The sequence below is a fragment of the Bradyrhizobium sp. NBAIM14 genome (assembly GCF_020193895.1).
GTDB lineage: Bacteria > Pseudomonadota > Alphaproteobacteria > Rhizobiales > Xanthobacteraceae > Bradyrhizobium > Bradyrhizobium yuanmingense.
In genome coordinates this window covers 31,857-57,977 of sequence record NZ_JADYVQ010000010.1, presented here as the reverse complement: position 1 = coordinate 57,977, position 26,121 = coordinate 31,857, and the positions used below count along the sequence as shown (strand labels likewise).

27 protein-coding genes are annotated in these 26,121 nt (G+C 64.9%); 11 read left to right on the top strand and 16 right to left on the bottom strand.

The window, feature by feature from the left end; translation table 11 throughout:
* The first annotated feature begins 15 nt into the window (after positions 1 to 15).
* Positions 16 to 1,227: an ABC transporter substrate-binding protein gene (locus I6F28_RS22785; protein ID WP_225141161.1), complete on the top strand. Its 1,212-nt coding sequence runs from the start codon at positions 16 to 18 to the stop codon at positions 1,225 to 1,227.
* A 220-nt stretch (positions 1,228 to 1,447) separates the two neighbouring features.
* On the opposite strand, the gene I6F28_RS22780 is transcribed toward I6F28_RS22785, so the two are convergent.
* The gene (locus I6F28_RS22780) at positions 1,448 to 2,710 is read right to left on the bottom strand and encodes an NAD(P)/FAD-dependent oxidoreductase (protein ID WP_036001827.1); all 1,263 of its coding nucleotides are present in this window, start codon (positions 2,708 to 2,710) and stop codon (positions 1,448 to 1,450) included.
* Positions 2,711 to 3,032: 322 nt separating this feature from the next.
* On the opposite strand from I6F28_RS22780, the gene I6F28_RS22775 reads away from it, so the two are divergent.
* Positions 3,033 to 4,205, top strand: a complete 1,173-nt coding sequence (locus I6F28_RS22775; protein ID WP_036001824.1) for an ABC transporter substrate-binding protein — start codon at positions 3,033 to 3,035, stop codon at positions 4,203 to 4,205.
* A gap of 172 nt (positions 4,206 to 4,377) precedes the next feature.
* Here I6F28_RS22775 and I6F28_RS22770 read toward each other — a convergent pair whose 3' ends face one another.
* The 10 genes from I6F28_RS22770 to I6F28_RS22725 all read right to left on the bottom strand — a co-directional run bounded on the left by I6F28_RS22770 (position 4,378) and on the right by I6F28_RS22725 (position 14,555).
* The gene (locus I6F28_RS22770) at positions 4,378 to 6,249 is read right to left on the bottom strand and encodes a bifunctional sugar phosphate isomerase/epimerase/4-hydroxyphenylpyruvate dioxygenase family protein (protein ID WP_225141159.1); all 1,872 of its coding nucleotides are present in this window, start codon (positions 6,247 to 6,249) and stop codon (positions 4,378 to 4,380) included.
* Positions 6,246 to 7,304, bottom strand: a complete 1,059-nt coding sequence (locus I6F28_RS22765; protein WP_225141157.1) for a Gfo/Idh/MocA family protein — start codon at positions 7,302 to 7,304, stop codon at positions 6,246 to 6,248. The genes I6F28_RS22770 and I6F28_RS22765 overlap by 4 nt, the downstream gene beginning before the upstream one ends.
* Positions 7,301 to 8,038 carry an ABC transporter ATP-binding protein gene (locus I6F28_RS22760; protein ID WP_036020339.1) on the bottom strand — a complete coding sequence of 246 codons (738 nt, stop codon included), beginning with the start codon at positions 8,036 to 8,038 and terminating at the stop codon, positions 7,301 to 7,303. The genes I6F28_RS22765 and I6F28_RS22760 overlap by 4 nt, the downstream gene beginning before the upstream one ends.
* 9 nt (positions 8,039 to 8,047) lie before the next feature.
* On the bottom strand, positions 8,048 to 8,791 hold the full coding sequence (locus tag I6F28_RS22755; RefSeq protein WP_036001814.1) for an ABC transporter ATP-binding protein: 744 nt from the start codon (positions 8,789 to 8,791) through the stop codon (positions 8,048 to 8,050).
* Positions 8,788 to 9,786 carry a branched-chain amino acid ABC transporter permease gene (locus I6F28_RS22750; protein WP_225141154.1) on the bottom strand — a complete coding sequence of 333 codons (999 nt, stop codon included), beginning with the start codon at positions 9,784 to 9,786 and terminating at the stop codon, positions 8,788 to 8,790. Before I6F28_RS22750 ends, I6F28_RS22755 begins: the two co-directional genes overlap by 4 nt.
* A complete protein-coding gene (locus tag I6F28_RS22745) occupies positions 9,783 to 10,658 on the bottom strand; it encodes a branched-chain amino acid ABC transporter permease (protein ID WP_109142166.1) in 876 nt (291 codons plus the stop codon). Before I6F28_RS22745 ends, I6F28_RS22750 begins: the two co-directional genes overlap by 4 nt.
* Before the next feature lie 218 nt (positions 10,659 to 10,876).
* Positions 10,877 to 12,007, bottom strand: coding sequence for an ABC transporter substrate-binding protein (locus tag I6F28_RS22740; protein WP_036001805.1), 1,131 nt, complete (start codon positions 12,005 to 12,007; stop codon positions 10,877 to 10,879).
* A 56-nt stretch (positions 12,008 to 12,063) separates the two neighbouring features.
* The gene (locus I6F28_RS22735; RefSeq protein WP_225141152.1) at positions 12,064 to 12,939 is read right to left on the bottom strand and encodes a shikimate dehydrogenase; all 876 of its coding nucleotides are present in this window, start codon (positions 12,937 to 12,939) and stop codon (positions 12,064 to 12,066) included.
* Between the two features lie 132 nt (positions 12,940 to 13,071).
* The gene (locus tag I6F28_RS22730) at positions 13,072 to 14,010 is read right to left on the bottom strand and encodes a LysR family transcriptional regulator (protein WP_036001799.1); all 939 of its coding nucleotides are present in this window, start codon (positions 14,008 to 14,010) and stop codon (positions 13,072 to 13,074) included.
* 368 nt (positions 14,011 to 14,378) lie between these two features.
* Positions 14,379 to 14,555 (bottom strand): hypothetical protein, encoded by a 177-nt coding sequence (locus I6F28_RS22725; protein WP_036001797.1) that lies wholly within the window; start codon positions 14,553 to 14,555, stop codon positions 14,379 to 14,381.
* Between the two features lie 165 nt (positions 14,556 to 14,720).
* On the opposite strand from I6F28_RS22725, the gene I6F28_RS22720 reads away from it, so the two are divergent.
* The 7 genes from I6F28_RS22720 (at position 14,721) to I6F28_RS22690 (ending at position 20,040) form a co-directional block, all read left to right on the top strand.
* Complete coding sequence (locus I6F28_RS22720) at positions 14,721 to 15,449, top strand: helix-turn-helix transcriptional regulator (RefSeq protein WP_036001794.1); 729 nt, start codon at positions 14,721 to 14,723, stop codon at positions 15,447 to 15,449.
* Between the two features lie 83 nt (positions 15,450 to 15,532).
* Complete coding sequence (locus tag I6F28_RS22715) at positions 15,533 to 16,192, top strand: acyl-homoserine-lactone synthase (RefSeq protein WP_036020350.1); 660 nt, start codon at positions 15,533 to 15,535, stop codon at positions 16,190 to 16,192.
* Between the two features lies 1 nt (position 16,193).
* The gene (locus I6F28_RS22710) at positions 16,194 to 16,412 is read left to right on the top strand and encodes a hypothetical protein (protein WP_036001783.1); all 219 of its coding nucleotides are present in this window, start codon (positions 16,194 to 16,196) and stop codon (positions 16,410 to 16,412) included.
* A gap of 303 nt (positions 16,413 to 16,715) precedes the next feature.
* Positions 16,716 to 17,633 (top strand): branched-chain amino acid ABC transporter permease, encoded by a 918-nt coding sequence (locus I6F28_RS22705; protein ID WP_036001780.1) that lies wholly within the window; start codon positions 16,716 to 16,718, stop codon positions 17,631 to 17,633.
* Complete coding sequence (locus tag I6F28_RS22700; RefSeq protein WP_225141150.1) at positions 17,630 to 18,574, top strand: branched-chain amino acid ABC transporter permease; 945 nt, start codon at positions 17,630 to 17,632, stop codon at positions 18,572 to 18,574. Before I6F28_RS22705 ends, I6F28_RS22700 begins: the two co-directional genes overlap by 4 nt.
* A complete protein-coding gene (locus tag I6F28_RS22695) occupies positions 18,567 to 19,334 on the top strand; it encodes an ABC transporter ATP-binding protein (RefSeq protein WP_036001772.1) in 768 nt (255 codons plus the stop codon). Before I6F28_RS22700 ends, I6F28_RS22695 begins: the two co-directional genes overlap by 8 nt.
* Entirely contained in the window at positions 19,327 to 20,040 is a 714-nt protein-coding gene (locus tag I6F28_RS22690; RefSeq protein ID WP_036001768.1) for an ABC transporter ATP-binding protein, read from the top strand. Before I6F28_RS22695 ends, I6F28_RS22690 begins: the two co-directional genes overlap by 8 nt.
* Positions 20,041 to 20,157: 117 nt before the next feature.
* On the opposite strand, the gene I6F28_RS22685 is transcribed toward I6F28_RS22690, so the two are convergent.
* Positions 20,158 to 20,523: a hypothetical protein gene (locus I6F28_RS22685; protein ID WP_524536113.1), complete on the bottom strand. Its 366-nt coding sequence runs from the start codon at positions 20,521 to 20,523 to the stop codon at positions 20,158 to 20,160.
* 655 nt (positions 20,524 to 21,178) lie between these two features.
* On the opposite strand from I6F28_RS22685, the gene I6F28_RS22680 reads away from it, so the two are divergent.
* A complete protein-coding gene (locus I6F28_RS22680) occupies positions 21,179 to 21,511 on the top strand; it encodes a PRC-barrel domain-containing protein (RefSeq protein WP_036001758.1) in 333 nt (110 codons plus the stop codon).
* 47 nt (positions 21,512 to 21,558) lie between these two features.
* Here I6F28_RS22680 and I6F28_RS22675 read toward each other — a convergent pair whose 3' ends face one another.
* From I6F28_RS22675 to I6F28_RS22660, 4 genes are all read right to left on the bottom strand, one after another.
* The gene (locus I6F28_RS22675; protein ID WP_225141148.1) at positions 21,559 to 21,993 is read right to left on the bottom strand and encodes a VOC family protein; all 435 of its coding nucleotides are present in this window, start codon (positions 21,991 to 21,993) and stop codon (positions 21,559 to 21,561) included.
* 119 nt (positions 21,994 to 22,112) lie between these two features.
* Entirely contained in the window at positions 22,113 to 22,394 is a 282-nt protein-coding gene (locus tag I6F28_RS22670) for a helix-turn-helix domain-containing protein (RefSeq protein ID WP_225141146.1), read from the bottom strand.
* Between the two features lie 688 nt (positions 22,395 to 23,082).
* Positions 23,083 to 23,478 (bottom strand): group II truncated hemoglobin, encoded by a 396-nt coding sequence (locus I6F28_RS22665; RefSeq protein WP_057028463.1) that lies wholly within the window; start codon positions 23,476 to 23,478, stop codon positions 23,083 to 23,085.
* Between the two features lie 2 nt (positions 23,479 to 23,480).
* On the bottom strand, positions 23,481 to 24,389 hold the full coding sequence (locus tag I6F28_RS22660; RefSeq protein WP_225141144.1) for a helix-turn-helix transcriptional regulator: 909 nt from the start codon (positions 24,387 to 24,389) through the stop codon (positions 23,481 to 23,483).
* Positions 24,390 to 24,510: 121 nt separating this feature from the next.
* Between I6F28_RS22660 and I6F28_RS22655 the strand changes: the two genes are divergently transcribed.
* Positions 24,511 to 26,052, top strand: coding sequence for a benzoate-CoA ligase family protein (locus I6F28_RS22655; protein ID WP_225141142.1), 1,542 nt, complete (start codon positions 24,511 to 24,513; stop codon positions 26,050 to 26,052).
* Positions 26,053 to 26,121: the final 69 nt, after the last annotated feature.

Here is a 26,121-nt window from a genome sequence, read left to right as displayed (position 1 = left end):
AACAGGGAGGGAATGATGAAACATCTGAAGTGGACGCTCGCGCTGACTGCGAGCTTGGTGACCGGCGCGGCCAACGCCGAAATATCGGACAACGTCGTGCGCATCGGCGTGCTCAACGACATCTCCGGCATCTTCCAGGACACCAATGGCATGGGCTCGGTCGAGGCCGCGCGGATGGCGGCGGAGGATTTCAACGGCGGCGGCAAGGGCATCAAGGTCGAGATCGTCTATGCCGATCACCAGAACAAAGCCGATGTCGGCAACGCCATCGCGCGCAAATGGCTCGACGTCGAAGGCGTCGACGCCATCGTCGACGTGCCGAACTCGGCCGTCGGTCTTTCCATCAACGCGCTTCTGCGCGACAGCCGCATGACCTTCCTGGCGTCCTCGACGGCGAGCTCGGATCTGACCGGCAAAGCGTGCTCGCCCAACACCATCCAATGGGTCAACGATGCCTGGGCGACCGGCAACACCACCGCAGCCGCCATGGTGTCGCGCGGCGGCAAGGATTGGTATTTCCTCACGGTCGATTACGCGCTCGGCAAGGGCATCGAGGCGGAGGCGCAGAAATACATCGAGGGTCACGGCGGCAAGGTGATCGGCTCGTCCAAGCATCCGCTCGGCACCTCCGATTTCGCGTCCTTCCTGCTGCAGGCGCAAAGCTCGAAGGCGCAGGTCATCGGGCTCGCCAATGCAGGCGGCGACACCATCAACGCGGTGAAACAGGCCGCCGAATTCGGCATCCAGCAGAGTGGGCAGAAGCTCGTCGCCTTCCTGCTCTTCATCAACGACGTTCACGGCATGGGCATCAAAGTCGCGCAGGGCCTCCAGCTCATGGAAGCCTTCTACTGGGACATGAACGATGATACCCGCGCGTTCGCCAAGCGTTTTGCTGCACGGCCCGGCATGAACGGCAAGATGCCGAGCGGCAATCAGGCCGGAGTCTATGCTTCCACGCTCGCTTATCTCAACGCCGTCGCCGCCACCGGCAGCGACAATGCCAAGCAGGTCGTGCCCGAGATGAAGAAGTTCAAGGGCAAGGACAAGCTGTTCGGCGACACCGCGATCCGTCAGGACGGTCGCGTCGTGCATCCGATGTACCTGTTCGAGGTGAAGAAGCCGGAGGAGTCGAAATATCCGTACGACTATTACAAGCTGGTCGCGACGATTCCGGCAGACCAGGCGTTCCGCCCGCTCGCGGAAGGCGGGTGCGAGCTGGTGAAGTAGCGGCCGCGAGCGCGGCGCAATTGCACCCTCTCCCCTTGTGGGAGAGGGTGGCTTCGCGAAGCGAAGCCGGGTGAGGGGTCTCTCTCCTCACGAACAATCGCGAGAGTTGAGAGAACCCCTCATCCGGCGCCGTAGCCGAAGCTCTGCTTCGGCGTTCTTAAGAACGGCGGCCGAAGGCCGCCTATGCCACCTTCTCCCACAAGGGGAGAAGGAAGTAAGACTACACCACCTTGCTCGACCCCTGCGTGATCAACCGCGCTGCGCGCTGGTCTCGCGCGTAGATCCACAGCCAGCTCAGCGCGACGCTGAGGCGGTGGCGCAGGCCGATCAGGAAGTAGATGTGGGCGATGCCCCAGATCCACCACGCGATGGTGCCGCGCAGCTTGATCTTGCCGAAATCGATGATTGCGAGCCGCTTGCCGATCTGCGCGAGGTTACCGGAATGCTTATAGCGGAACGGACCCGCTGCAGCGCCGCGGAGGCGCGCTTTGATGGTCTCCGCGACGTGACGGCCCTGCTGCTTGGCGGCCGGCGCGATGCCGGGCACCGGCTTGCCGTCCCAGGCGTTGATGCTGACGGTATCCCCGATCGCGAAGATCTCTGGATGGCCTGATATGGTGAGGTCGGCCTCGACCAGCACGCGCCCGGCGCGATCGTGCGCTGCGCCGAGCCATTCGGCCGCGGGCGAGGCGCGCACGCCGGCGGCCCAGATCCGTGTCTTGGCCTCGAGCAGTTTGCCGCCGAACACGACGCCCTCGCGATTGATCTCGGTGACGGCCTGCCCGAGCACGACCTCGACGCCGATCTTTTCCAGCGAGGCCTGCGCATAGGCTGATAGCTCGTCGGGAAAGCCGGCGAGCACGCGCTGGCCGGCCTCGATCAGCACGACGCGGGCCTTGTGCGTGTCGATGTTGCGGAAATCGGCGGGCAGGGTGTGATGCGCCATCTCGGCGATAGTGCCGGCGAGCTCGACGCCGGTCGGGCCGGCGCCGACGATCACGAAGGTCAGCCGTGCCGCGCGCCGCTTTGGATCGATCTCGCGCTCGGCGCGCTCGAACGCCACCAGGATGTGCCGGCGCAAGGTGGTCGCATCCTCCAGCGTCTTCAGGCCGGGCGCGAACTGCTCCCATTCATCGTGGCCGAAATAGGCGTGCCGCGCGCCCGTGGCCAGCACCAGCGTGTCGTAGGGCACCTCGCTGCCGTCGTCGATCAGCACGCAGCGTCGTTCGGCATCGACGCCGCTCACGGTGGCGAACAGCGTCGTCACCTCGCGCCGGTCGCGCATGAGATGACGGATCGGCCAGGCGATCTCGCTGGTTGCGAGCGAGGCGGTCGCGACCTGGTAAAGCAGGGGCTGGAACAGATGATGATTGCGGCGGTCGATCAGCGTGATCTCGACGGGAGCGCCCGCAAGCCGGTAAGTCGCCTCCAGCCCGCCGAAGCCGGCGCCGACGATGACGACGCGATGGGGATTTGCGGCCATGATTTAACCCTCGAATCTCGCTGCTGCTCGCCTTCATTTAAGTGCGGATTGGGCGCCGCGGTCCAATAGAGGTCATCAATCGTCGCATAGGCCTGATGTATCGATCCGGCGCGAAAAAGCGCCGCAGCCTCCCGGACCGGCCCTGGGCCGGCCTCGGCCGAAGTGAGTAGAATTATAATTCTTGCCATCTCAGATCGGGGCGAAATATGGTGCAGGGCGGGCGCTGAGCCATTGGCGGCGCGACATATTTTGCGTTCAATAGAGACAGGCCTGGAGCGGCGATCACCCCGCTTCCAGGACCGATAATTAAGGAGGGAGTGTTATGAGGACGGCATTCTGGCTGGCGGGCGCAGCGGCGCTGGTGCTGGCAAATCAGGCATTCGCCGGAGACACCATCAAGATCGGTTTCGTCTCGACCTTCAGCGGCCCGACCGCCGTGATCGGCAACGACATGCGCAATTCCTTCGAGCTCGCGCTCGATCATCTCGGCCGCAAGATGGCCGGCAAGCCGGTCGAGGTGCTCTACGAGGACGACGGGCAGAAGCCCGACGTCGGCAAGCAGAAGACCGAGAAGCTGGTGCAGTCGGACAAGGTCGACTTCATCGTCGGCTATATCTGGTCGAACGTGCTGCTCGCCTCGCTCAAGACCGCGGTCGATTCGAAGACCTTCCTGATCTCGGCCAATGCCGGGCCGTCGCAGCTCGCGGGCGAGCTGTGCTCGCCTTACGTGTTCTCGACCTCCTGGCAGAACGACCAGACCCCGCAGGCGGTCGGCACCTATATGAACCAGAAGGGTGTCAAGTCGGTGTTCCTGATCGGCCCGAACTATGCCGCCGGCAAGGACATGCTGGCCGGCGTCAAGAGCACCTTCAAGGGTCAGGTCGTGGGTGAGGAATATACGGTGTGGCCGAGCCAGCTCGACTTCTCCGCCGAGCTCTCCAAGGCGCGTGCCTCCGGCGCCGAGTCGATCTTCGTGTTCTACCCGGGTGCTGCTGGCGTGCAATTCCTGAACCAATATGCACAGGCCGGGCTGAAGAGCACGATGCCGCTCTACACCGCCTTCACCATCGACGAGCTCTCGCTGCCGCTCCAGAAGGAGAACGCGCTCGGGGTGCCCGGCGCGCAGCAATGGGTCAACGACCTCCCCAACGAGCAGAACAAGCGCTTCGTCGCCGACTACCGCAAGAAGTACCCCGGCCTGCGCCCGACCTTCTACGGCGCGCAGTCCTATGACGCCGCGAACCTGATCAACAGCGCCGTCGTCGCCGTGAAGGGAGACACCTCCAAGAAGGACGAGATGAAGGCCGAGATGGAGAAGGCCAACTTCAAGTCGGTGCGCGGCGCGTTCAAGTTCGGCAACAACCACATCCCGATCCAGAACTTCTATCTGCAGGACGTGGTCAAGGATTCCGAAGGCCAGCTCGCCTTGAAGACCGTCGCCACCATCGTCGAGAACGATCAGGATCGCTTCCACGAGAAGTGCAAGATGAAGTGAGCCACAAGCGACGTAGCCCCTTCTCCCCTTGTGGGAGAAGGTGGCGCGAAGCGCCGGATGAGGGGTTCTCTCCCCTTGCAAGATTGTCCGTGAGGAGAGAGACCCCTCACCCGTTCCGCCGCTTTGCGGCGAGCCACCCTCTCCCGCAAGGGGAGAGGGGAAGCAGAATTGCCTACACCCTCGGCATGCTTGCCGGGCGCACCTCGCGCGCTTGCGCTGCGAGCCTGATGCCGGCGTTGGCCGCGCCAAAACCCTGATAGTTCCTGCGCTCGACGATCTCGAAGAAGAAGCGCTCGTCGAAGATGTGGGTGTAGACCTGGAAGAACTCGCCGTCGCCTTCGCGGTCGTAGAGGATGTGGTTGGCGCGCAGCTGCGCCATCAGTTCGGGCGAAAGATCGTATTTGGCTTCGATGTCGTCGTAGTAATTGTCGGGGATGTCCAGGAAGCCCGCGCCGCGCCGGCGCATCGCGGCGACGGTCGCAAAAATATCCTGACACGCGAAGGCGACATGCTGCACGCCCGAGCCGAAGAACTCGGAGATGAAGCGCGCCGGCAGGGTGCGGTTGGCGGAGGAGCCATTGAGCACGAAGCGCAGGCTCTGGTCGGCGTTGATGACGGCCTGGCTCTGCACGAGGCCTCTGGGGTCGGCGATCTCCATCTGCGGCAGGCGTTTCAGATCGAGAATGCCGGTGTAGAACAACAGCCAGGTCAGCATCTCGTCATAAGGCATCGACTGCGCGATGTGGTCGACCGCGACCAGCGCATCGGCGCTTGAATCGCTTGCAACAGGCTCGAAATCGGTGTCCCAGTTCTTGCCGGCCTGGTCGAGAAAATAGAGCAGGCTGCCGCCGACGCCATGGATCGCGGGAATCTCGAGTTCACCCGGTCCGACCGGCTGGTAGAAGGTGCGCGCCTTCAGCGTCTCGGCGCGCTGCATGGCGCGGCCGGCATCGTCGACGTCGAGCGCGATGGCGCAGACGCCGGGCCCGTGGGTGACATAGTGCGAATGCGCAAAGCCGTCGGTCTCGCAATTGATGACGAGCTCGACCTTGCCCTGCGACCAGCGCTCCACCGCCTTGCTGCGGTGCTGGCCCGTCTTGCGAAAACCGAGCTGCGAGAACAGGCGGCCAAGCTCGGCTGCCTTGCTCTCGTTGACGGCAAATTCGATGAAGCCGGTGCCGCGGCTCTTCGCCTTCGGGGCCAGCGCCTTGCCGGCGAAATTCTGCCAGTCCGGTGCGAGCTGGTCCTCCAGCAGGATCAGCGAGCGCAGGCCGTCGACCGCGGTCTGTGCGGCCGAGCCGGCGCGGAACTGGTCGTTGAAGATTTCCAGCGACAGCGGTCCGGCATAGCCGGTCGCTGCGATCGCCGCCATGAACGCGCCGACCGGCAGGTCGCCCTGGCCGGGGAAGGAGCGGAAGTGCCGGCTCAATGACAGGATGTCGAGCTTGAGCCTTGGCGCGTCGGAGAGCTGCACCAGAAAGATCTTGTCGCCGGGGATCGAGGCCATGGCGCGGGTCGGAAAGCCAGGTGCCAGCGCATGGAAGCTGTCGAGGATGACGCCAATCGCGGGATGATCGGCGCGGCGCACGATCTCCCAGGCGTCGCGATAATCGTTGACGTGGCGGCCCCAGGCCAGCGCCTCATAGCCGACGCGCAAACGACGTTTCGCGGCGCGCTGGCCAAGCTCGCGAAAATCGTCAGCCGCGCGGTCGATGCCGCCGAGCGCGGCGGGTGAGACGTTGGAGCAGATCAGCAACAGATCGGTGCCGAGCTCCTGCATCAGATCGAACTTCCGCTCCGCGCGGGCGAAGTTGCGCGCGCGCTGCGGCTCCGGCATGCCTTCGAAATCGCGGAACGGCTGGAACGCACAGATCTCGAGATTGAGGTCCGTGCACATCTTCGCGATATCGCGTGGGCCGGCGCCGAACGACAGCAGGTCATTCTCGAAGATTTCGACCGCATCGAAGCCCGCGGCGGCGATGGCGCGGAGCTTTTCGTCGAGGCTGCCTGAGAGGGAGACGGTGGCGATCGAGCGCTTGTTCATGCGGCCTGCTCCATGATCTGCCCCGGCGAGATCGTTTGCCCGGTACGCGCGGCCGCGCTGACGGCTTCGACGACGGCGAGCGTTCCCATCGCGTCCTCGACCGAGATCAGCGGCTGTTCACGGCCGGCAATCATTGCGCAGAAATGCCGGAGCTGCTCGACCAGCGGATCGAACGCGGGCGGCGCGATGGTCGCGCGCGCCAGCGGCGCGTACCAGCCGGGCTGCTCTGTGTATGACCACAGCTCCATGTTCGGCACGGAGAGCGAACCCGCCGTCCCTGCGAAGATGTAGCAGGGCTGGTCCTGCGTGGGATAGGCCGGGTTCTCGCCTGAGGAGAGCTCCCAGCTCCACGGCGCCGGCGTCGCATCCGACACGGTTACCGTGCCCAGCGCGCCGCTCGCAAAGCGCAGCAGCAGCGCGGCGGTGTCCTCGACCGCGAAGCCGCGCACCTTGTTCGAGGTCAGCGCCTGCACCTCGACGATCTCGCCGCAGATGAAGCGGAGATTGTCGATGTCGTGGATGAGATTGATCAGCAGTGGCCCGCCGCCTGCCTCACGCCGCCAGGCGACCTCGAAATAATCGTCGGGCTTCTTGAGGAGCCACAGCCCGACCACGGCCGTGAGCTGGCCGAGCTTTCCGTTCGTCACGGCCTCGCGGGCCGACTTGATGACGGGATTGTGCCGCCGGTGGTGGCCGACCAGCATCGGCACGCCGGTGCGTCTCACCGCCGCGCACAGGCGTTGCGCGGTGGCAACCGTCTCGGTCACCGGCTTCTCGATCAAAGCCGGCACGCCGGCTTCGGCGCAGTCGAGCGCCATCGGCAAGTGCAACGTGTTGGGCGACGCAATGATGAGGCCGTCGGGCTTCTCTTCGGCCAGCAGCGCGCGATGGTCCGCATAGCAGGGCACGCCATGCGCCCGCGCATATTCCTTCGCGGCGGGCGAGGGGTCTGCGATGCCGGCGAGCACGCAATCCTGGGAGGACTCGATCAACTCGATATGGCGACGGCCGATCAGGCCGGCGCCGGCCACGGCGATCCGCATTCTCGCGCTCATGCTGCACTCTCCTCCATGGCGCCGCCGAGGAAGAGCTGCCCGATGCGCGGATCGTTCAGAATGCGCCTGGCGTCATCGACCATGCGGGTCTGGCCAAGCTCCAGCACGATGCCGATGTCGGAGATCTCCAGCGCCGAGCGCGCGTTCTGCTCGATCATCAGGATGGTGACGCCGCGATCGCGCAAGCTCTTGAGGATGTCGAAGGTCTGCTGCACCATCAGCGGCGACAGACCGATCGAGGGCTCGTCGACCAGCACCAGCTTCGGCTCGAGCAGCAGCGAGCGGGCGATCTCGAGCTGCTTCTGCTCGCCGCCGGACAGCGTCGAGGCCTGCTGCGCGGACTTGCGCCGCAATGCGGGAAACAGGTCGAGCGCCGCCTCGATCCGCTTGGGCAGGTCGAGGCCCTTGTCGGCGGCGACGCCGCCGAGCTCGATATTGTGGCGCACCGACAGCTCGGGAAAGATGTTGCGGCCCTGCGGCACATAACAGATGCCGGCGTTGAGCAGCGCGCGCTGGCTCAAATTGGTGACGTCGCGGCCGGCGAAGCTGATCTTGCCTTCGCGCAGCTTGAGCAGGCCGAAGATGGCCTTGAATACCGTCGATTTGCCGGCGCCGTTCGGGCCGATGATCGTCGTGATCGTGGCTGACGGCACGGCAAACGTCGTGCCGTTCAAGATCGTCATCTTGCCGTAGCCGCCGACGAGATTGTGGACCGAGAGAATGGGATCGCTCATTACGCGCTCCTAATGTCCGAGATAGGCTTCGATCACGGCGGGGTTCTTGCGGACCTCGTCGGGCCGGCCCATCGCCAGCACCTTGCCTTCCGCCATCACCATCACGCGCGAGCACAGCGACATCACGAACTCCATGTTGTGCTCGATCACGACGAAGGTGGCGTTCTTCTCGCGGTTGATCGCGACCAGGCGCTCCTTGAGGTCCGCCAGCATCGACGGGTTGACGCCGCCGGCTGGCTCGTCGAGCAGCACCAGGCGCGAGCCGCCCATGAAGGCCATGGCGGCATCGAGCAGTTTTTGCTGACCATAAGAGAGACCCCCAGCCGGCTCGTCGGCGAGATGGTCGAGCTTGAAGAAGCCGATCATCTGGTTCGCGGCCTCCGTCAGCCCGGCATCGGAGCGGCCGACCAGGCGCGAGGCCATGTTGCCCTGGTGCTCCTGTCCGGCGAGGATCAGGTTCTCGCGCACCGAGAGCTTTGGGAACACCTGCAACAGCTGGAAGGTGCGGCTGACCCCGAGCTTGTTGAGCTCGGAGGGACGCAGGCCCGTGACGACCTGTCCGTCGAGCTTGACTTCGCCGCCGGTCGGCGTGAGCTGGCCGAGGATGCAGTTGAACAGCGTGGACTTGCCGCAGCCGTTCGGCCCGATCAGGCCGAGGATCTCGCCCTCGCGCACGTCGAACGAGACCCCGTTGACGGCGTGGATGCCGCCAAAGCTCTTCTTGATGTCGGTGACTTCGAGGACCGCGCTCATTGCGCCGTCTCCAGGCGCGACTTTGCGACGGCGCGCAGCGCGGACGCCGCCTTGGTGCGGCGCTCGGCGAGATATCGGTCGAGGATTCCGAGAATCCCGGTCGGCGACCAGATCAGCAGCAGCATCACGGCGACGGCGTAGAGCATCAGGTAGTAGCCTTCCGTGAAGCGCAGCCATTCCGGCAGCAGCACCGCGATCATCGCTCCCAGGAACGGACCGAAATAGAAGCCGGCGCCGCCGACGATCACCATCAGCAGGAGGTCGAGCGAGAGCGACAGGTTGAACGGCACGGGATCGATATATTGCGTCAGCGGCGCATAGAGCGCTCCGGCGACGCCGCCGAGTGCCGAGCCGATCGCGAAGGCCATCAGCGTGTAGCGGCGGGTATCGACGCCGAGGGATTGCGCGCGCAACGGATTCTCGCGCAGCGCCATGAAGGCACGGCCCCAGGGCGAACGGATCAGCCACCACACCGCAAGCGAGACGATCGCGAGCGAGCCGAGGCAGACATAGTAGAACGGCAGCGGCTTGTTGGTCGCGATGCCGAAGATGTGCGGACGTGGGATGTTGGAGATGCCGTAGATGCCGCCGGTCAGCCAGCTCTCGTTGCGGAACACCAGGAAGGCGAGGGTGGAAAAGGCGAGGGTGACGAAGGCGAGGTAATGGTGCTGCACGCGCAGTGCGGGATAGCCGAGCACCCAGCCGATCGCAAAGCTCAAGACGATCGCCACCAGGATCGCCGCCGGCAGCGGCCAGCCATGTGTGGTCATGATCGCGGCGGCATAGGCGCCGATGCCGACGAAGGCGCCTTGCGCCAGCGAGACCTGGCCGGCATAGCCGAGCGTGAGATTGAGCCCCATGGCGGCGATGCTCATCACCGCCCATTGGCTCAGGATGAACAGGCCGTAGCGGTTGAAGTTCATGGGGACGATGATCAGCGCGGCGAGGATGGCAAGGCCGAGCGCGATCTTCAGGGGTTTGGCGATGCCGCTCATACGGTGCGCTCCTCGGCACGGCCGAGCAAGCCCTGCGGCCGGAACAGGATGACGGCGATCAGGAACATCATCGGCACGGCGGCGCGATACTGCGTCGACACATAGGCCGCCGCGAGATTGTCGAGTACGCCGATCAGCAGGCCGCCGGCGATGGCGCCGCGCACCTGGTTGAAGCCGCCGACGATCGCGGCGATGAAGGCGGCCTGGCCCAGCACCTCGCCGGACGAGAATTTTGCGAGGTAGATCGGTGTGATCAGCAGCGAGGCCAGCGCCACCAGGAAGGCGTTGATCAGGAAGGTCAGCAGGATCATGCGCTCGACCGGGACGCCGATGATGCGGGCCACCGTCGGGTTCTGCGCCGCCGCCTGCATCTGGTGGCCGAGCGAGGTACGGCTCAGCAGCGTGGTCAGGCCGAGAACGGCGAGGATGGCAACAGTGAGCACGCCGATGCTCTGCAGCGACACAGCATGGCCGAGGATGGAGATGTCGCCGGTCGGCACGATCGAGGGGAAGGGCGAAGCCTCCGCGCTGTAGAACTGCTTGACCGATTCCTTGATGCCGATCGCGAGCGCCATGGTCGCGATCGCCAGCGGTAGCACACCGTGACGCATCATCGGGTCCACCAGCAGCATCTTGAAGGCGAGCCCGAGCAGGATCAGCGAGAGCAGGATGCCGACGATGATCGCGAGCCAGAACGGCGCGCCCACATGCATCGCGGCCAGCATCAGGAACGCCGGCAGCATCACGAACTCGCCTTGCGCGAAATTGATAGTCTGCGAGGTCTGCCACAGCAGCGTGAAGCCGACGGCGACCAGCGCGTAGATGGCGCCGGTGGCGAGCCCCGCGACCAGTAGATCGAATAGGTTGGACATGTTCCCCTCTTTCCTCTCCCTCTCCCCGCTCTCTTTCTTCTCCCTCTCCCCGTACTTACGGGGAGAGGGTTGGGGTGAGGGGCTGTCTCCGCGTACTCGATTGTCACCGTCGTCGCGGAAGCAGCCCCTCACCCCGCCCTCTCCCCGCGAAGGGGCGGGGAGAGGGAGACGAAAGATCTCTCCCCGCGTAGAGCGGGGCGAGGGAGAAGGGCCACGCTTCACTTCACCTTGGGCAGCACCTGCTTCACCACCTGCTTGCCTTCGACCACCTCGACCAGGAAGCTCTGGCGGTCGATGTCGCCGGTGTCGCTGAAGGTGACGTCCATCAAAATGCCCGGCTCGTCCGCGGCCTTGATGGTGAGGCCGTGCAGCGTGTCGGCGAACTTCTTCGGGTCGACCTTGCCCATCTTTTCCGTGGTCGCCTTCACCATGTAGACGGCGAGGTAGCCCTTCAGGCCGTTATGATCGGGGACGTAATTGTACTTCTTGGAGAACTTCTCGCGGAACGCCTTGACCAGATCGACCGGCGCGTCGGTGGTGAGGCCGACATGGCCGCGCGCGCCGTTGGCGGCATCGCCCGCGAGCTCGATCACCTTCTGGCCGATCAGCGTGGTCTCGCCCATCAGCGGCGCGGTGACGCCCTGGCGCTTCAGCTCCTTCAGGATGCGCGCGCTCTCTTCCTCGTTCAGGTAGACGAACACGGCGTCGGGATTGGCGGCCTTGATCTTGCCGACGTCGGCGGCGAAGTCGGCCTGGCCCGCTTCGGTGGAGAGATCGGCGACGACCTTGGAGCCGAGCCGGTCGAGCTCCTTGACCACGACGTCGCGGCCACCGCGGCCGAAATCGTTGTTGACCCAGACCACCGCAACGGTCTTCGCCTTCATCTCGTCGTGGATGTACTTTGCGACCTTCGGCATTGAGGATTGCTGGCCGAAGGAGGTGCGGAACAGGAACTTGTTTCCTGTCTGCGTCAGCTCGGCGGCTTCGCCGCCCATGATCTGCGCGATGCCGGCTTCGGCCGCGAGCGGCGCGGTCACCTTCACCGAGCCGGAATAACCGGGCCCGAGCAGCACATAGGGCTCGGCGTCGAGCGCCTTCTGCACCTGGGCGCGCGCCACCCCGGGGTTGGACTGCGAGTCGGCGTGGCTGACCTCGAGCTTGCGGCCGAGCACGCCGCCCTTGGCGTTGATCTCCTCGATCGCGAGGTCGATGCCGTTCTTCCAGTTGGTGCCGACGGTAGCGCCGCCGCCCGAGAGCTCCGCGACATTGGCGAGCTTGATCGCCTGGGCAAAGGCGCCCGTTGCGGTCATGACGGTGAGCAATGCGCCCACCACTAGCGTTGATTTCATCGTCCTCTCCTCCCGTTTCAAATCTTGCAAGCGGCCTTGTATCCGGCCGCTTCGCCTCAAGCTGCCTGATAGGCGGCGCTGCGCGCTGCCATCACGGCGTCGAAAGCCTCTCCCATGATCTCGGTGGATGGGGCAAGGCCTGTGAACAATTCGAAGGCGTCGGCGGCCTGGTAGATCGCGAGGTCGCGGCCGGTCATGATCTTCGCGCCTTTCTCTCGCGCTGCGGCCAGCAGCGGCGTGATCAGCGGCGAATAGACGGCGTCGGCGACCCATAGGTCCGCCCTGAGCAGTCCCGCCGGCACCGGCGTGTCACGGTTCGGCAGCATGCCGACCGGCGTGCCGTTGACGAGACCGGTCGCGCCCTCGAGCGCATCCTCGACGCTGGCGGCAACGCGGGCGCCGTGCGGGGCGAGCATGGCGGCCAGCTTCTCGGCGCGCGCCGGCTCGCTGTCGAAAATGCGGATGTCAGCCACCTCTCGGCTCGCCAGCGCAAACGCGATGGCCTTGCCGACGCCGCCGGCGCCGATCAGGGCGATGGCGTTGCCGGAGGGCGCCAGCAATGGCGTCACCGCCCGCGCGAAACCCGTGGTGTCGGTGTTGTGGCCGGTCAGCCGGCCGTCCCTGACGACGACGGTGTTGACCGCGCCCATGCCGGCTGCGCCCGGCGCCAGCGCGTCGAGCAGCGGCACCACCGCTTCCTTGTAGGGGTAGGTGACATTGACGCCGGCAAAGCCGAGCCGCCGGATGCCCTCGAGCATCATGCGCAGCCCGGCCGCATCGGCGCCGGCGACCTCGATAAGCTGGTAATGGCCGCGCAGGCCGAGCGCCTCGGCGGCGCGCTCATGCATGGCAGGCGAGGCGGAATGCGCGATCGGGGCGCCGATCAGGCCGGTAAGGAGTTTCTTGCTGGCGGCGTATCCGCGTTTCGACATGGTTCGCTATCGTCTCAAAGGGAGCGTCCGGACCCGGCCATTAGCGGGGAAATCCGTGCAATTCCAGCTGCGACGATAGCCTTTCCCCCGCCTAACACAATTACCCTTTTATCTGGCAAACCTAACATCATGTTATTTCCTCCGCCCGCGGGCAGGGGCGGTCTTGCCACTGCCGCGGGAGGGCTCGACCGCGCGCATCTCGGCGCGCAGGGCCTCGATGAAATACTCGGCATGCAGCGACAGCGGCGTGCCGCGCTTGACTGCGATGTAGGTGTCGAAGCGCGTCGGCTCGGCGATCTTCAGAAGCTCGATCCCGGGATAGCCGCCATGGGCGACGGTGAACTGGTCGATGATGGCGATGCCGAGTCCCGCCTTCACCAGCGCGCAGACGGTGGTGCCGAAGCGCGCGCGGATCGTGATGTTGTAGTCGAGCCGGTGGCGCGCGAAGATCCCGGCCATGATCCGGCCGTAGGGGTCGTTGGGATCGATGCCGATCAGCGGATAGCGCGTGATCTCGGCGGCGGAGACCTGCTTGCGGCCGGAGAGCTCGTGGCCGGGCGGCACGATGCAATAGAGCTCGCCCGAAGCGAGCGGCATGAAGTCGAGCCCGGAATGCTCGAGCCGATAGCTCATCGCCACGCATTCGCCGCGGCCGAGCATCAGGTAGTCGATGGCTTCCTCGAGCTTGAGGATGTTGATGTCGATGCCGAGATCGGGATAGCGGCGGCGGACGCGCTCGATCGCACGCGGCACCATCACCTGCGAGATGCTCGGCACCGAGCCGATGCGCAGCTCCGACAGGCCGCCGCGGCCGATCTTGGAGATGATCTCGGAGAGGTCGTCGACCTTCTTGTAGACGCCGTTGATCTGCTCGAAGATGTTCTCCGCTTCCGGCGTCGGGAAGTAGCGCCCGTTCTGGCGCTGGAAGAAGCGGATGCCGAGCGAGCGCTCGGTGTATTTGACGAGGCGGCTGATCCCCGGCGCCGAGACGTTGAGCAGCTTCGCCGCACCGCCGATGGTGCCCGTCACCATCACGGCACGGATCACTTCGACCTGGCGCAGCGTCATCATGGCCTTGAACCGTCCCTGGCATCGACAAGAGATCGCGGCGATCATCTCACGAGAGATGCGCTGTCATCCAGCGGCAAGTGTGCGCCGATGTGGCCGGAGGCTGGCGCTTTCCCTCTCCGCTTGTGGGAGAGGGTGGATCGCCGCAGAGCGGCGAGACGGGTGAGGGGTCTCTCTCCGCGACTTCAAATGGGAGTTGGATTCGCGGAGAGAGACCCCTCATCCGGCGCTTCGCGCCACCTTCTCCCACAAGGGGAGAAGGGAAGCCAAAATTCGCAGTCAGAGTGTTTCGACTAAAACCCGCGCGGTCAGATGGAGAGGCGTCCTCGTGACGCGATCTGTTGCTCCGGCGTCGTCTTTGCAGCGGCGTTCTAGCTCGCCGGCCCTTCCGGCGACACGCTCTCGGCCAGCTCCGCGCGCTCGCTCTGCAGCACCTCGCGCGCAAACTCGATGATCTTCTGCTTGTTCGCCGTTTCGCGGACGGCAAAAAACACGCGGTTCAATTCCAGGCCGAGCACGCTGTTGAGGGCGATGTCCTCGTCTTCCATCGTTGGCTTCCCGCTTCGGATGTTCTCAGGTGTATCGTGGCGTCAATTCTGCCACAAGTAGTTAAATCCTCAGAGCGCATGAGCACCGGGAAACTACGGCCACAGCGAATTGAGGCGGTCTGTGAATACGTGCTATACGGAAGCGCGAGGGTCAGGAAACGTACGATGTCCGCCGTAGACTATGGCCGGGAGGCGCTCGACTTCATCGAAGGCCTGCAGACCTACCGCAAGGTACCAGAGGCCATGAACGCGCTCGAAGCGGCGTTCGGTCGCTTCGGCTTCGAAACCATCATCGTGACGGGGTTGCCCAATCCCGATCAGCAGTTTGCGCAGATGGTGCTCGCCAAACGCTGGCCTGCGGGATGGTTCAGCCTCTACACCGAGAAAAACTACGATCGTTTCGATCCCGTGGTGCGGTTGTGCCGGCAGTCGGTCAATCCGTTCGAGTGGTCGGAAGCGCCCTATGATGCGGAACTCGAGCCGAATGCGGCCGAGGTGATGAACCGTGCCAGCGAGTTCCGCATGTCGCGCGGCTTCATCGTGCCGATCCACGGCCTCACCGGCTACGAGGCGGCGGTCTCGCTCGGCGGTGTCCATCTCGACCTCAATGCCCGCAGCAAGCCGGCGCTGCATCTGATGGCGATGTATGGCTTCGACCACATTCGCCGTCTGCTCGAGCCGATGCCGCATCCGTCGACGCGCCTCACGCCGCGCGAACGCGAGGTGATCGCCTGGGCTTCGCAGGGGAAGTCGGCCTGGGAAATCGGCGAGATCCTGCACATCACCCAGCGCACCGCCGAAGAGCATCTTGCAACTGCTGCGCGCAAGCTCGGCGCGGTCAACCGTACGCATGCGGTCGCGCTGGCGATTCGGAACAAGATCATCAATCCTTAAGCCGCCTTACTGGGAAATTTCCCAATACCGAAGCTGCGTCTTTTCGCAGAATCTCCCCCCATTGAGGATGAATGGGGGTTTTCATGATTCACGCAGTTTCCGCGGTAAATCGTCACCTTTATGAAGACGTAATCGAGCAGCATTTCCGGCTGCGTCACGACATCTTCGTCGAGGAGCGGCGCTGGGAGACGCTGCGCAGGCCGGATGGCCGTGAGATCGATTCCTACGACGACGAGGACACCGTCTACCTGCTGGCGCTGGAAGGCCGCCGCGTCGTGGGCGGTCATCGGCTCTATCCGACCACCAAGCCCTCGATGATGAGTGAGGTGTTTCCGCATCTGGCGGCGGTTCGCGGCTGGCCCGCCGATCCGCTAGTGTGGGAATGGTCGCGCTACTTCGTCGTGCGCGATCGCCGCGACGGCGCGCTCAACCTGCAACTGATGGCTGCGGTGCAGGAGTTCTGCCTCGACCAGGGAATCGCGCAGGTCAGCGCGATCATGGAGACCTGGTGGCTGCCGCGCTTCCACGAAGCCGGCTTCGTCGTGACGCCGCTCGGCCTACCGGCTCTGGTCGAGAACGCATGGACCATGGCGGCGACCATCGACATTCGTCGGGAGACGCTCGATGCCCTGCATCATCGGATCGGCACGGCTTCGGTCGTGCAGCAGGACGGCCCTCGTCTCGATGCCATCGCCCGTGCCAACCTCTGCGGTCATGTTGCCGCGCAACGAAAGAGCGCCTGAGATGTCGAACGTGATGCGGGACAGCCAGATCATGGCGCAAATGAAAGACGAGGATCTCGGCTACATGTCCGACATGGCGCTCGAACTGGCGCAAATGGCGGAGGACACCGGATTGACGACGCTCGCTTATCTGTTTCGGATGGCGGCCCTGGAGGCGTCGACGGCCAACAGCGTTCTCGCCGAGCCGGACGAGCTCCCCCGGCAGATGACGTCGCACTAGACGCAGCCCTGCTCGATTTTACGACGATCGTACCCTCTCACCGCCAGCCGGTGAGAGGGTGATGCCGTTTCGCTGCGGCAGGTTGCCTCATGCCGCGCGGCAGCCTTTTTGCATTGCGGGGCGCGTCCCGGCCGCACGTGCCGAGATGCAACAAAGTGCATGTTTGATGTCGAATCGCTCTTGCCTCGGAACGATACTGCCATTACCCATTTTTCGGCCTTGAAGAGGCAGGGGGAGCTCTTTCACTGATGGCGACAGTGTTCGAACATCGGCGCGCGTCTGTATGCGCCTGAAAGAGTCCTGATGCTGCTCGTCGTCGAACAATTCTTGAATGGGTTGCAGTTCGGTCTGCTGCTGTTCCTGCTCGCCGCGGGCCTGACGCTGGTGTTCGGGATCATGGATCTCGTCAACCTCGCGCACGGCTCGCTCTATATGATGGGCGCCTATTTCGCCGCCACCTTCGCGGCCTGGACCGGCAGCTTCCTGCTCGGCGCGCTGATGGCGTTGGGCGCGACGCTCGTGCTCGGCATCGTGCTGGAGGTGAGCGCGCTGCGGCATCTCTATGGCCGCGACCATCTCGACCACGTGCTCGCGACCTTCGGCCTGATCCTGTTCTTCAACGAAGCCGTGCGGCTGATCTGGGGCCCCGCGGGCCTGGCGTTGCCGCTGCCGGCCTGGCTCACCGTGCCGGTGCCGATCCTGCCCGGCATTCACTATCCCGCCTATCGCCTCGCCATCATTGGGGTAGCGCTGCTGGTCGCGCTGCTGCTCTATCTCGGCGTGATGCGCACCCGCATCGGCATGCTGATCCGGGCCGGCGCATCCAACCGCGAGATGATCGGCGCGCTCGGCATCAACATCAAGCTGCTCTACACGCTGGTGTTCGGCCTGGGCGCCGCACTCGCGGGCCTTGCCGGGCTGATGCAGGCGCCGATCCTGACCGTGCAGATCGGCATGGGCGAGAACATCCTGATCCTCGCTTTCGTCATCATCGTGATCGGCGGCATCGGTTCGATCCGCGGCGCTTTCCTCGCCGCGATCTTCGTCGGCATGATCGACACGCTCGGCCGCGCCTTCCTTCCGAACCTGCTCCGCCAGGTGCTGAGCGGCGCCGCCGCATCCACCGCCGCGCCCGCGCTGTCCTCCATGCTGATCTATCTGCTGATGGCGATCGTGCTGGTGGTGCGGCCGGAGGGGCTGTTTCCGGCCAATCGTCGATGAAGGGTTTGAGCGTGAGCAAGGCCGTCACGGCCCTGATGCTGGCGGGCCTCGTGCTGCTGCCGCTCTATTCGCAGCTGACCGGCAACATCTTCATCCTGACGCTGTTCACCCGCATCATCATCCTGGCGCTGGCGGCTGCGAGCCTCAACCTCATCATGGGATTTGCGGGCCTGATGAGCTTTGGCCATGCCGCGTATCTCGGCATCGGCGGCTATGCCGTCGGCATGCTCGCGCAGGAAGGCGTTGGGTCCGGCTTCATCCAGTTTCCGGTCGCGATTGCGGCGTCGGCGATCTATGCGCTGGTGATCGGCGCGCTGTCGCTGCGCACCCGTGGCGTCTACTTCATCATGATCACGCTGGCCTTCGCCCAGATGGCCTACTATGTCGCCTCGGGCCTGGCTCGTTACGGCGGCGACGACGGCCTGACCATCTACACGCGCAGCGACTTCTCGGGCCTGATCGATCTCGGCAACCGCACGCAGTTCTATTATCTCTGCCTCGCCTGCCTTTTCGGCGTCATGCTCCTGATATGGCGCATCGTCAACTCGCGCTTCGGTCTTGTCGTGCAGGGCCTGCGTTCCAACGAGCAGCGCATGCAGGCCATCGGCTTCCCGGCCAAGCGTTACCAACTGGTCTGCTTCGTCATATCAGGCACGATGTGCGGCCTTGCCGGCGCGCTGCTCGCCAACAACACCGATTTCGTAAGCCCGGCCGTGATGTACTGGACCCGTTCCGGCGACCTCATGGTGATGGTGATCCTGGGCGGCATGGGCACGCTGTTCGGCCCGGTCATGGGTGCGGTGGTGTTCCTGCTGCTGGAAGAACTGCTGTCGCAGATCACCGAATATTGGGCGCTGATCCTGGGCCCGCTGCTGCTGCTCATCGTCCTGTTCGGCCGCGGCGGCATCATGGGCGCACTCGGGAGGGCTGGCCGTGGCTGAACCCTTGCTCCGCGTCGAAAAGCTGGTGCGCCGCTTCGGCGGAATCATCGCCACCGACAACGTCTCGCTCGACGTCGCATCCGGCGAGCTGCACGCCATCATCGGCCCGAACGGCGCCGGCAAGACCACGCTGATCAGCCAGCTCACCGGGCATCTCGAACCGCATTCCGGCAGCGTCTCGCTGGCGGGGCGCGACATCACCTATCTGCCAGCCTATCGCCGCTGCGCGTTGGGCCTGGCGCGTTCGTTCCAGATCACCTCGCTGCTGCTCGATTTCACCGCCGCGGACAATGTCGCGCTGGCGGCGCAGGCGCATGCCGGCACCTCGTTCCGATTCTTCGCCAATGCGCGGAAAGAGAAGGGTCTGCGCGATGCCGCCCAGGCGGCGCTCGATCGCGTCGGCCTCGGCCATCGCGCCGATATCGTGGTCTCCAGGCTCAGCCACGGCGAACGCCGCGAGCTGGAGCTCGCAGTCGCGCTCGCAAGTAAGCCGAAGCTGTTGCTACTCGACGAGCCGATGGCCGGCCTCGGCGTGACCGAATCCCAGCGCATGGTGAAGCTGCTCCAGGAGCTGCGGAAAGAGGTCTCGATCGTGCTGGTCGAGCACGACATGCCGGCGGTGTTCGCGCTGGCCGACCGCATCACGGTGCTGGTCTATGGCCGCGTCATCGCCTCCGGCGACCCGGCCGCGATCCGGGCCAATGAGGACGTCAAGCGCGCCTATCTCGGCGATCAGCATGTGGTGACGCATCATGGCTGACACGCTGCTCGAGGTCGACGGCATCGAGACCTGCTACGGCCTGTCCCAGGTGCTGTTCGGCCTGTCGCTGTCGATCAAGCCGGGCGAGATGGTCTCGCTGATGGGCCGCAACGGCATGGGCAAGACCACCACCATCCGCTCCATCATGGGCCTGACGCCGGCGCGCGCGGGCACCATTCGCTTCGCGGGCGCGGAGGTGCGGCAGCTTCCGTCCTACCGGATTGCGAAACTCGGTGTTGGTCTCGTGCCCGAGGGCCGGCAGATCTTCCCGAACCTCACCGTGCGCGAAAACCTGGTCGCGGCCGCGGCGGATCGCTTCAACAGCGATAATCCCTGGACGCTCGCCGCGATCTACGTGATGTTTCCGCGCCTCGCCGAACGCGCGTCCAACATGGGCAACCAGCTTTCCGGTGGCGAGCAGCAGATGCTCGCGATCGGCCGCGCGCTGATGACGAATCCAAAGCTCCTGATCCTGGACGAGGCGACCGAAGGCCTCGCGCCGCTGATCCGGCAGGAGATCTGGAATTGCCTGTCGCTACTCAAGAGCCGCGGACAGTCGATCCTGGTCGTCGACAAGAACGTCGACCATCTCGCCCGCATCTGCGATCGCCACTACATCATCGAGCGCGGCAAGACGGTGTGGAGCGGCACCTCCGACGAGCTGATGGCCGCGCCGGACCTGCAGCACAAATATCTGGGAATCTGAGCCCGGCTCCAGCCGCGTCGTCGTTGCGAGCACAGCAAAGCAATCCAGCCTGCCGCTGCGGAAAGATCCTGGATTGCTTCGCTGCGCTCGCAATGACGGAAGAGATAACGTGAGCTCTCACCAATAAATTCCGTGCCGATGCAGCTCGCGGATCACGCGCGCCTCGGTGGACGGCTGCCGGCGCTTCGGCTTGGCGGTTTCGGCCCTCGACGCCGTTGCGGACCGGGCCGACGTTGTGGCGGCCGGAATTGCAGAGGCAGGCGCCGTCGATGCAGCTGGTGCGGTCGCCGTCGGCCCATTCGTTGTTGGCGGGGCTTGAGGCGTCTGCGCTGGAACTGGCGTCGCAGTGGCCGGCTGTTCCGCCTGCTGGCTTGCATTGCTGGCCGCCAGGCTGAGGCTCCGCGAGCCTCCGGCATTGGCCTGGCTTGCGAGCAGCGACATCGCGGCGATCAGGATCAGCTTGCGCATGGCAATCCCCGTCATCTGGTCAATCGATCTTACCCAATTCCCTTGGGCTTCATGGACCTAACGCGCGAGGCGGTGCGTGCCGATCTCGATCAGGGTGGTCCGGCAGGACAGGCGATAGATCAGGCTGAAAAGTTGACCCCACATGACCGAACTCCGTTGTTGATCAATGCAGAGAATCTAGACCGCCTGCCTTTCCGGCGTTTTTCGCCGGGTGAGGAAAATGGCTTCGTCCGGGGGCGGCGCGATGTCGTCGCAACAATCCGGAAGAAGTCGCCTCACGCGGGCGTGAAGCAGCGCGCCGATCGAGGCCGGACCGGATTCCGATCAAGGCCAGTAGTTGTCCCGGGATGAAGCGCGCGTAGCGCGGCAGTAACGTGCGGGCGGCCTTCAGCCGCGGTTATTGTATGAGTTCCGATCGCCAAGACGATCCGCCGATCCTCATCTGCTCAAAATGCAGGCGGCCAATGAAGTTCCTGGCGACACTACCTGGAATAGTCACGCTGCCTGCGGAGCACGTTTATCATTGCGTCCAGTGCCGTCGCGTCGACACGATTCGGCTGAAGTGACGCTCTGGTGGCCGGGGCGGGCCGCTTACAGCAGTTGTAGCTGCTCCCGCCGCCGCGAAACCGGTGCTATAATATCGTGAACAGACGAGAACAGGGAGGACACCATGAACCACACCATGGTTCCCAGTGATCGCGTGGAGCACGTCGCCGTCTACGGACGCGACGGCACGAAGCTCGGCACGATCGAGCGGTTGATGCTCGACAAGATGAGCGGAACGGTCGCCTATGCCGTGATCAAGACCGGCGGGCTGCTCGGTACGCGTCACCATTATCCGCTGCAGTGGAGCGCGCTGAAATACGATCCAGCACGGCAGGCGTTCCAGACCGAGCAGACGCTGGACGAACTCAGCAGCGGCCCGTGCGAGTTCGATGGCGACGCGTTCGACTGGGGCGACCGCTCGCGGCCCTACCCGCATCCGCATTACTGGTCGGTCTAGCGAGCAAGACGGTTCGGCCGCGGAGCAGTATTTGACGCGAGCGCCCGCTATCCCGCGAGCGGCGGCTCGCCGACCTTGGGCCAATAGGTGCCGAAGCTCCAGAGCCCGCCCTCCGGATCGCGTGCGGCGAAATCGCGGCTGCCATAATCGGTCGTGTAGGGCTCCATCTCGATCTCTGCACCAGCGGATTTCACCTTCGCATAGAGCGCGTCGGGATCATCGACAGCCAGATAGACGGCATCCGTCCGCCGGCCGCCGATGTCGCCAACCAATTTGCCGTAGGCGTCGTCGCGATGCGCGCCCAGCATGAGGATCGACGATCCGAACGCCAGCTCGGCGTGAACGACCGTGCCCTCCTTGCGGTACACCACCCGTTCGGTGAAGCCGAGAACGTTCTTCAGCCAGGCGATCATCGCCTCGGCATCCTTGCAGCGCATGGTGTGGTAGAGGCGCGGCGCTTCGTAGCCGTTCGGCTGGTTCATGACACTCTCCAGGTTCGGTGCAAGCTTGTTGCGAAGCCGACCCTAGTTCGGATCATGGCGGCCGGCTTGAACAAATGGGACCTGACCGTGCCTCGCGCCGTCTTGCCGCTGTTTTGGCGCTAGCCCCCGCCGTCCCGCATCAGGCGTGAATCGACGACATCGAGCCGCGCGGCCCATCCGGTCGGCGTCTCTCCGCTGAACATCCGGAAATCGCGAGCAAGATGTGCCTGGTCGGCATAGCCGGCGTCCGCGGCAATGGCCGCCCAGCCGCCTGCGCCATCCGTCCGGGCCAGGACGCAAGCGCGATGAAAGCGCAGCATCTGGGCCAGCGTCTTTGGCGGAGCGCCGATCTCGCGGTGGAAGCGGCGTGTGAGATGCTTGCGGCTCCAAGTCGGAGGCAATGTCGGCGATCCTGACCGCGCCCGCGCCTCGCCACAGCGTCTCCAGCGCGAAGGCGACCTCAGGCGAGGGCTCGTGTACGGCGCGGCGAAGCACGAAGTCTTCGACGATCTCGAATCGTCGCTGCCAGCCGGCCGCCTCGGCCACCCTGGCGCGGAGCTCCCTGCCGTGCCGTCCCAGAATGTCGTCGAGCCCGACGATCCGCGCGGTCAGATCGGGCACGGCGCCTCCGAAGAAGCGATACGCCCCGAGCGGCGTGAAATCGACCTGAACGCATTCGGCGCGCCCGTCGGATTCGATCACGACCGGCCCAGGAAACAGACCCGCTGCGAAACTCGGCCGCGCATCGGCGGTGTCCGGTCGGTGTCCGAGCGCAATGCGGAAGGGCGTTCCCAAATTCACCAGCAGAGGCAGTGCAAGCGGCGCGGCGTGGCGGAAGGCGGCCAAGCCGATCCCGCGCTCGCGGTAGAAGGAAATGCTGGAGATCAGCCGCGCAAGACGCGGCGAGGGCGATCGACGGATGACATCGGGAGGTGCGTCCATCACGCGCTAACGCTCCGTCACTTCGCGCTCCATGCGTATGGTGTCGCAGAGCATGTCGGTCATGCCTGGAGCTTAGCAGGCGATCGCAGCGGAACTCAAATGACCCGGTGCGTGGCCGTCGAATTGCGCCGAAGCGCTGCCGCCCCGTCACGGCCGGTTGCGCATCCAGTCGGCCAGGCCCGCTATCGCCTTGTCGAGATCCTGGCGCGCGGCGGCGTCGGTGATCGTCTCCTCCAGCGCGCCGCGCATGCAGAGCATCCAGGCGTCGCGCTCGGCGTCCCCAATGGCGAAGCCGAAATGGCGCTGGCGCAGCCGCGGATGACCTTTCTCGGGTGTATAGAGCCGCGGGCCACCGGTCCATTCGGTGAGATAGCGCTTCAGCACGTCCCTGATCAGGCCAAGGTCGTCCGCATGCATGGCGCGGATGATCTTCGCCTCCGGCAGCGTGTCCATGCGGTCGTAGAAGCGGTCGACGAGGGCGTCGATCGTGGCGCTGCCGCCGATCCGCTCGAACATGGAGGTGGCGACGTCGGTGGACGTCATCGCTACAGCGCCACGCTGCGCAGGCCGAAGCTGCGGGCTTCGTTCTGCAGCACCGGCCGCACCGCATCGATCAGGCGTGCGGCGGCGGCATCGACGGAGAGGCCGGCGGTATCCACCACCGCGGTCGCGCGCGAATAGAGCGGCTCGCGGCTGAGCAGGATGTTGCGCAGCTCCGTCATCGCCGAGCGATCATCCGCCATCGGGCGTAGATCGCCCTGGCGACGCACGCGCGCCATGTGCTCCTCGGGCTCGGCCTTCAGCCAGATCGTGTAGAACGAGGAGAGGACCTGATCGAAGGTCAGGGGCTCGGAGACGATGCCGCCGCCGGTTGCCAGCACCATCAGCTCGTTGCGCGCGAGCAGCTGTTGCAGTGCCGCCTGCTCCATGCGGCGAAAGCCTTCCTGGCCGTACAGCGCGATGATCTCGGCGACCGAGAGCCCGTTCTGCTGCTCGACCTCCTTGTTGAGCTCGACGAAACTCCAGCCGATCTTCTTCGCCAGCATGCGTCCGAGTGTCGACTTGCCGGCGCCGCGCAGGCCGATCAGCGCGATCCCGCAGAACGGCGCGCGCCGGGGCGCGGTTACGCTGCCGCCGGCGAGCAGATCCTTGGCCTGAGCAATCTGCGCGGGCGTCGCCTTGCGCAGGAGGTCGCGAAACATCTGCCAGTCCGGCGTCGGATCGGGCGAGGGGAGCAAATCTTCGAGATGCGCGCCCATCGCATCGGAGACGCGGCGCAGCAGCACGATCGAGACATTGCCCTTGCCGCTCTCGAGCTGCGCGATGTAGCGCTCCGAGATTCCCGATACCTTGGCGAGCACTTTGCGCGACATGCCGCGCAGCGCGCGCATGGTGCGCACACGCTGGCCGAGTTGTTCGAGGAAGCGGGATTCGGCGTCGGGACTTTCGGTCATGAGTCTTCTTTACAGGGGTCCTGCGGCGCGTTTTAATGAAACATAGTGCCTGCTGGCATTGACAGCAAGCCGCCGTGGTGTCTTTCTATGAATTATAATTCTAAATTCCGGGGAGATGTCCGTGAGCGAGGGATCCTATAACGCGGTGACCTGGCTGCTCGACCGTAACGTCAGGGAGGGCAGGGGCAGTAAGCTCGCCTTCGACGACACCGTCTCGCGACTCACCTATGGCGAGCTCCAGCAACAGACCCGGCGCGCCGCCAACATGCTGCGCCGGCTCGGCGTCCGCCGCGAGGAGCGCGTGGCGATGATCATGCTGGATACAATCGATTTCCCGATCGTGTTCCTGGGCGCGATCCGCGCCGGCATCGTGCCGGTGCCGCTCAACACGCTGCTGACCGCGGACCAGTACGCCTACATCCTCGCCGACTGCCGCGCGCGCGTGCTGTTCGTGTCCGAAGCGCTCTATCCCGTCATCAAGGACGTTGTCGGCCGCATGCCGGATCTCGAGCATGTCGTGGTCTCCGGCGCCAAGCAGAACGGCCACAAGCAGCTTGCCGAAGAGCTCGCTGGCGAGAACGATCAGTTCACCACCGCCGTGACGCATCCGGACGAGCCGGCGTTCTGGCTGTACTCGTCGGGCTCGACGGGCATGCCGAAGGGCGTGCGCCATTTGCACTCCAATTTGCAGGCCACTGCCGACACCTATGCCAAGCAGGTGCTCGGCATCCGTGAGAGCGATGTGTGTCTCTCCGCGGCGAAATTGTTCTTCGCCTATGGCCTCGGCAATGCGCTGACCTTTCCAATGTCTGTCGGTGCCAGCGTGATCCTCAACAGCGAGCGGCCGACGCCGGCGCGCATGTTCGACCTGATGAATCGCTACAATCCCTCGATCTTCTATGGCGTGCCGACCTTGTTCGCCGCGATGCTCAACGACGAGACCATGAAGAGCAAGCGCGGCGGCAAGGCTTTGCGCATCTGCACCTCCGCCGGCGAGGCGCTGCCGGAATCCGTCGGCCACAGCTGGAAGGCGCGGTTTGGTGTCGACATTCTCGATGGCGTCGGCTCGACCGAGCTGTTGCACATTTTTCTGTCGAACGCGCCCGGCGACATCAGATACGGTTCCTCCGGCAAGCCGGTGCCGGGCTATGCGGTGCGGCTCGTCAACGAGGCGGGCCAGGACGTCGCCGACGGCGAGGTCGGCGAGCTCCTGGTCGATGCGCCCTCCGCCGGCGAGGGCTACTGGAACCAGCGTCACAAGAGCCGCCGCACCTTCGAAGGGCCGTGGACCCGCACAGGCGACAAATATGTCCGTGACGCCGATGGCCGCTACACCTTCTGCGGCCGCGCCGACGACATGTTCAAGGTCTCCGGTATCTGGGTCTCGCCGTTCGAAGTCGAAAGCGCGCTGATCACGCATCCGGCCGTGCTGGAAGCTGCCGTCGTGCCCGAGGCCGATCCGGAAGGACTCCTGAAGCCCAAGGCCTTCGTCGTGCTGCGCCCGGGCGCGAAGACGACGGATTTGCAGGAGATGCTCAAGGAGCACGTCAAGCAGAAGATCGGCCCCTGGAAATATCCGCGCTGGATCGATGTGGTGGACTCGCTGCCGAAGACCGCGACCGGAAAGATCCAAAGGTTCAAGCTGCGGGAAGGCGCGCATTAGGCGACTAGGCACGATGGTTCGTCATGGCCGGGCTTGACCCGGCCATCCACGTGCCACCGCGATTGCCAT